3 protein-coding genes are annotated in these 4,766 nt (G+C 54.0%); 2 read left to right on the top strand and 1 reads right to left on the bottom strand.

Annotation, left to right across the window (positions count from 1 at the left end; translation table 11 throughout):
- Positions 1-2,180 precede the first annotated feature (2,180 nt).
- Positions 2,181-3,482, bottom strand: coding sequence for a transposase (locus tag CA13_RS00055; protein ID WP_419193735.1), 1,302 nt, complete (start codon positions 3,480-3,482; stop codon positions 2,181-2,183).
- Between the two features lie 228 nt (positions 3,483-3,710).
- On the opposite strand from CA13_RS00055, the gene CA13_RS00060 reads away from it, so the two are divergent.
- Positions 3,711-4,070 (top strand): hypothetical protein, encoded by a 360-nt coding sequence (locus tag CA13_RS00060; protein ID WP_419193736.1) that lies wholly within the window; start codon positions 3,711-3,713, stop codon positions 4,068-4,070.
- 150 nt (positions 4,071-4,220) lie between these two features.
- The gene (locus tag CA13_RS00065) at positions 4,221-4,607 is read left to right on the top strand and encodes an FKBP-type peptidyl-prolyl cis-trans isomerase (RefSeq protein ID WP_146393641.1); all 387 of its coding nucleotides are present in this window, start codon (positions 4,221-4,223) and stop codon (positions 4,605-4,607) included.
- Positions 4,608-4,766: the final 159 nt, after the last annotated feature.

Raw genomic sequence — 4,766 nt, forward strand, 5'->3', positions numbered from 1 at the left:
GATCGGACAACCGTCACCGAAGGGGCCGAAGGCTAAACTGACGGTGTTCGGTCGATTGATTCATGATGGTGACTCGATCGGCGTTTAACCCAAATCCGTGCGATAACCATGTGATGCAACGGAGGACGGGTGGTCCGTTTTCTCGTCTGCTTGCACGTCGTTCGCCCGTCCCCGCTGATCACCACCGTTATCACACTCCGGGCGATTGATGTTCTGCTATGGGGGCGCTGTCGATGATCCGCTGGCAACCGTTTGGTCCGACAACGTCGTTTGTTGCTTTCAAATTGGGACCTCGTTAAACTGATACTGCTAGGGAACGAACAACCGTCACCGAAGGGGCCGAAGGCTAAACTGACGGTGCTCGGTCGATTGATACATCATGGTGACGCGATCGGCGTTTAACCCAAATCCGTGTGATAACCATCGGATGCAACGGAGGACCGGTGGTCAGTTTTCCCGAATGGATACTCAATTCCCGGTCCCCGCTGATCCGTACCGTTATCCGATCAACGACGATCGGTATGCTGGTGTTGGGCCTTGGCGTCACAACACTGGCTTGCGGCTGATGCCGGTGAACGATATACCCGACGAACCATTCCCTCGGACAACTTTTCTGGTTCGACCTTCCAATCTCCTGATGGCTTGCGCGAGCCTCCTCGCACCGACCATCGGCGTGCTCGGGCGACATTCGTTGCGCGACGACGGAACGTCCTGATGGCTTGCGCGAGCAATCTCCGGTTACCATCGGCTTGCTCGGTCTTGCTTTGGGAACGTAAACTGGCATTCCACCTTCCACCTAAATTCACCACGGATAACCATCCGTTGCACACGGAGCCGCGGGCCGCGCGGATTCTCAAATCAATGTCGTTTGCCGCGGCCCGGTGAACGGTGACGTTATCCGATCAACGACGATCGGTATGCTGGTGTTGGGCCTTGGCGTCACAACACTGGCTTGCGGCTGATGCCGGTGAACGATATACCCGACGAACCATTCCCTCGGACAACTTTTCTGGTTCGACCTTCCAATCTCCTGATGGCTTGCGCGAGCCTCCTCGCACCGACCATCGGCGTGCTCGGGCGACATTCGTTGCTCGACGACGGAACGTCCTGATGGCTTGCGCGAGCAATCTCCGGTTACCATCGGCTTGCTCGGTCTTGCTTTGGAACGTAAACTGGCATTCCACCTTCCACCTAAATTCACCACGGATAACCATCCGTTGCACACGGAAGCCGCGGCCGCGCGGATTCTGAAATCAATGTCGTTTGCCGCGGCCCGGTGAACGGTGACGTTCTGTGCACTGAATGTGATACCTACTCCATCCGAAATCGAACTTGCAATCGAGTCTGGCGATGTTGCTTTGCGCACTATGTTCGCTACCGCCGACTGTGATTCACTCTTGGATGCGCGCGATTCTTCCTCTGGTTTTGACGCGGCATGGCGGGCTGCACACGAAACGATTGAGAAACTTCGATTCATACTTAACGAACCCACTCCGACTACGGCACTACGCGAACTAGCATTCAAAACCGTGTTCGACGCCACTGAACACCATGATCTTGCGACATGTGTGTCGGACGACTTCGGTTTGATTGGAGCGGGAGGATTCTATTGTTCGCATGACTCGATCGATGGCTTTCGCGACACTACAATTGAATGGCTCTGGAGCGAGTATTCCAACGGACGCCTGCCTGTTCCTCCGATGCCAAGAAGCACAGAACCATGAATTCGCTTTACGCTTGTTTGTCAAGCGGCGTAGCGGCAAGCGAGCCGATTCTTCGAGCTCGCGTTAAGCCGCTGAAGCTTCGACATGCTTTACCCTTGGAGTTGACTCTCCCATTTTTGCGCGCAACTTTGTGTTGCTTTGTATTGTTTGCACTTCGCTGATTCGTTGCTTCCACTCACACATCGAACCGAATCCTAGACTGGCAAAGTTCGCGTTTGGGCTCTCGTTCGGAGCAATCACTTGATCTTACTCATTGGCCATGTCGAAGGATAAAAGCGACCGGTGTGACAGGACTCAGACTCACTCGCCTGGTCAATGTGCACCGATCATGTTGGGCGGATGCCAACTGATAATGCCATGGTGGTCATCACCGGTCGCCAAGGTTCAATATCTCAGTCGAAGGGGTTCCTCCTAGGTTTTCGTTATTTCAAAAGTTATCGCTGACGGACGTTTCGACTAGGCTGCTTTAGCGTGCTCGCTGGCCATTACAAAGACGCGACCCGGATCGAATGGCTCGCCGCTCTTGTACCAACCGTAAAACATTTTCAAAATCTTTCGCATCACGCAAACATTCGCCTTTTGACCTGGCATCTTGTCGGCTTCCTTCTTCTTCCAGTAGTAGTCACCAAAGAGCTTACCGCGACCGACCAGCGGAATCGCCATCAAGTTCAGTACGTAACGTAGTTCGCTCCGGCCGCGACGGCTGATCGTCGTCCGGCCTCGCCATTTGCCACTTTGACGTTCGCACAAGTTCAACCCTGCATAACGCATCAGTTGCGAGACCGTGCGGAAATCATCCGGCGGTCCCATCTCGGCGACCAAACGCGAAAGCATCCGAAGCGTGACGACTCCCTTGCGTGGAGCAGGTAACCGCGGATCGGAAGATTGAAGCGTCAGGTAAAGCTCTTGCATTTGACTTTCGATTTGTCGTTGCTGCTGCAAAAACGTCGTGATTTCCGTATAAAGTTGCTGCACGGCGGTGGCTCGGATTTCGGCAAGCGTGGCAGCCAAGTCATCCTTTTGAGTGCTTGCCGTATCGTTTGCTGCTCGCCAGAGCTTTTTCAGAGTCGCCTTCTTGGTGTGTTTGCTGCAAGCTTTCATTCGTCCGTAGAAGGCTTCCTCGCCCACCGCAAGAATCGCGTGCGGGTTGCCAGCGAACTGCTCGATCAGCGCACGGCCGGTCGGTCCGTACAACACCGACTTGTCCAATCGAAGATCCGCAAACAGACTTCTCAAATCAGCGTGCAGTTCGCACTTGGCGACCTTGATGCGGGCTTCACAGCGGAGGACCAACCGATGAAGTTCACGTAGCTGCGCGTAATGTTTATCAAGCTTACGGTCTTGGATCAGTTTGCCGACTTTGGCAACCGTCAGCACCGCTTTGGGATCGCGTTGGTCGGTCTTGCCATGATCGGCGAATTGAATCGTGCGGAATTTGGCTACGGCTTCTCCATGCACCAACGCGGTTCGCATGCCGAGTTCATCGGCCAGCTGCAGAAGTCGTCGATGATAGATGCCCGTTGACTCACAGAGGACACGAATTTGATAGTCACCGTGTTGTTGGACTTCGTTGCGGATCTCTTCGAGCGTTGTGCGTATGTCGGAACTGTTGTTTTCACACTGGCCACGGATTGATTTCCCCGACAACTCCATGGCCCAATACAGCGAATCACTGCCAACATCGAAGCCGACGTTAACGATTCTGCCAGCGTCAGTGATGTTTTGATTTTGTTGAACTAAAAGAGTTGATTTCGACATTGAGTTTGTAGTAGAATTCATGAGGCTTCTTTCGAATGTATTGTCGAACCACGATCTCCAAATTGTTGGTTACGACCACTAACACCAAGTGAGCGAATCCTCGTGATTCAGCTCGTTTATTACATCGAGAGAAGCCATTTTCGTTTCAAAATCCAATAAGTCCACCTAAGAGTATGTGCACCGAAGCACGGGTGGTGCGATTTCTGGCCACCACAACACCGTTCGCCCGTGCTCGGTGAATTCCGCCGTTCGTCGGACAATCAGCTCGCGGTAACCTGCAGTGACGTGATTGAACAACTTGAAAACGCATCGATCTGTTGGAAAAACGTCGTTGTCGGCACAGTGAAGAACGTAGGATACGATTTTCCACACTGCTATGGAGACTTCATCCCCTCTTCAGCATCGCACCCATTCAAAGAACTGTTCCAGTTCCTCATGGGCGCGGATGCGGGCGGTGATCCACCCTTCGACCAAGAACTTCTCGACGAGGAAAACTGGTTTGTCCAAAGAGTGGACGGCGAACGCGAGAAGATGACACTTCCGTCAATCGATTATTCTGACGGCACTGTCGATTGGCGGCCCCGATGACGATCGGCGCAGATACACTGGCCAACTAACACGGCACACAGAACCGACGAACCATGACATGCACACGAAGATCCGGTGGTTAGTATATATGCCATCACAACGACGTCCGCCGGATCTCGGTGATGCCAAACGTTATCCGAATGAAATCCGATGAAGCCGCCGCGTAGCCTCAAGATCACCGACCAAACCGTCGGTTCCGGGCGACCCTGCGTCCCTGGTGACGTCGCCCTATGTCGCTATGCATGTACACGCCGCAAGGGCGACATCTTGTTCGCCTCTGATACTGCGCACCCCTTCCGCATAGGCGCGCGTGATGGGTGCGTCGGGATGGAGTATGGTTTGATGGGCATGCGTATCGGCGGACGTCGAACCGTTTCCGTCCCACCCAATCTGACCTACGTCGAACGCAAGACGTACCCCGAACTGCCAGACGATGCCATGTTGGTTTACGACCTTGCACTGGATGGATTTGGCGACAAATGGGATCCCGACATGGACCGCCGTTTGACCGATCGCGCATCCCACACCGACGGATAACCACGGCATGCACACGAAGATCCGGTGGTTAGAATATGGGCCATCACAACGACCTCCGCCGGATCTCGGTGATGCCAACCGTTATCACACTCCGGGCGATCGATGTTCTGCTATGGGGGCGTTGTCGATGATCCGCTGGCAACCGTTTGGTCCGACAAC

Source organism: Novipirellula herctigrandis, from assembly GCA_007859835.1.
Lineage (GTDB): Bacteria > Planctomycetota > Planctomycetia > Pirellulales > Pirellulaceae > Novipirellula_A > Novipirellula_A herctigrandis.